This window comes from bacterium (assembly GCA_037147175.1).
In the GTDB taxonomy this organism is placed as follows: domain Bacteria; phylum Cyanobacteriota; class Vampirovibrionia; order Gastranaerophilales; family UBA9971; genus UBA9971.
This window is the reverse complement of sequence record JBAWVS010000109.1, coordinates 1-1,645: the sequence shown is the minus strand read 5'-3', so window position 1 is coordinate 1,645 and position 1,645 is coordinate 1. Positions and strand designations below refer to the sequence as shown.

The window sequence follows — 1,645 nt, the reverse complement described above, 5'->3', positions numbered from 1 at the left end:
TTATCGCTACTTTTACCATTTACAAATCCCTCTTTTTAAATACATACACTTTTTTATACGAGAATAAAACTAATATCGTGTTAATGCTCTTTATAATGTAAACATAATTTTTGTTCAAGTGTCAAAAGTGTTGAATAAAACTAATTTTATTTTAGTAATTCTGACTAACGTGAATTGTCGGATAGTCGCAAAGCAGCATGAATATTGGTATTGTCATTCGGATGACTTTAGCCCGAAAAATCTGTCCAAAAAAGTATTTAACTCTAAAACCCAAAAGGGGCAGATGTTTTGCTTTGCCCAACATGGCAATTCATTTTATTTTTTATGGATTGCTTCGCTATGCTCTCAATGACGAATTTGGCGATTTAGTAATTCGAGTTAAATATATACTTTTTGTAACATTAAGCTCGATTAAATTCGATTTATGGCAATAAAATGAATGTTATTGTTTTTATATTAATACGAGGTAATATTGAGTGGGATAAGGAGAGAAATCATGGGCTTTGAAATTAGTGGACAGGGTGTTAACAAAACAGCTTTTATTAACGGAAATATTGGAAAATACGGATGTATTGATCAAAATGATTTAGAAAACAGTTCAATCTTTGGTGCTTTCAAATATGGTGCAAATGCTTCAGACAATTATAAACAATATATTTCAGCAGAACTTGGAAAACCTGTTAGTGCTGATAATCCTCCTGCTTTAAATTATGAACTTAATTATTCTCCCGTAAAAGATTCAAACAGTGAACTGTTTAAAGCCGCTGCAATAGGTCTTGCAAATGATGATTCTGACAGCAAACCGGTAGATGTTGCGCAGATGACGGGAATGCTTAAAAAATCTATTGGCGAAAACGCAACTGCGGAAGCTCTTGATTTAAACGGTGACGGAAAAATTGATCAGGCGGAGAATGGGGCTTATACGCTTTTACAAGATGCATGTGATAATCAAGATCCAAAGAATACTGAATTAAGCTTTAAAAATATTGACGGAAAAATTACAAAATCCGGTCATGACAACTCCATGTTTGTTTTTGCAAAAAATAATGTTGAAAATAATAAAGGTCTTTTAAAACAAATTTATGACCATTTTAAGCTTGGAGAGGCTCAAAATAAACTTTTAGAAAATAAAACCGCTCAGTCTGAACAGGAGAAAGCAAAAGAGGCTCCTGCTGCTCAAAAAGCAAAGGATAAATCTCTAACAACACCTCCAAATATAATTAAATATAATTTAAAAGAGCATCAAACGCTTGGTGAAATTGCTTTGCAAAACAAAAAGGCGCTTTCTGAAAAGTACGGAACTACTAAGCTCTGGGGAGCCGGCGGGATTGTCGACAAATTAGCAAAAGCAAACGGATATGAAAGTTTTCAGGATAAAAAATTAAATCATCTTAAAGTTAATAATTACGATTTTAAATATTAAATTATCTGGAACAAATAACTCTTGCAGCATGAACGCCGGAAGCGGAAGCCTGGATTAAGCCTCTTGTCACTCCTGCGCCATCTCCTATTGCAAACAGATTTTTAATTCCTTCTGTTTCGAGCTCTTTGCTTAATTTGACTCTTGCGCTGTAAAATTTGACTTCAATTCCGTAAAGAAGCGTGTATCTTGATGCAACACCGGGAGCTATTTTATCAAGAGCCT

The 1,645-nt window shown here is 33.9% G+C and carries 2 protein-coding genes; one reads left to right on the top strand and one right to left on the bottom strand.

Annotation, left to right across the window (positions count from 1 at the left end; genetic code table 11):
• Positions 1 to 496 precede the first annotated feature (496 nt).
• Positions 497 to 1,423: a hypothetical protein gene (locus tag WCG23_13335; protein MEI8390854.1), complete on the top strand. Its 927-nt coding sequence runs from the start codon at positions 497 to 499 to the stop codon at positions 1,421 to 1,423.
• 1 nt (position 1,424) lies between these two features.
• On the opposite strand, the gene WCG23_13330 is transcribed toward WCG23_13335, so the two are convergent.
• Positions 1,425 to 1,645: FAD-dependent oxidoreductase (locus WCG23_13330; protein MEI8390853.1), on the bottom strand; the 221-nt coding region annotated here is incomplete at its 5' end.

Bases quoted from the DNA above. Each gene is read 5' to 3' on its own strand.
- WCG23_13335 (MEI8390854.1), top strand. From the start codon at position 497: ATGGGCTTTGAAATTAGTGGACAGGGTGTTAACAAAACAGCTTTTATT.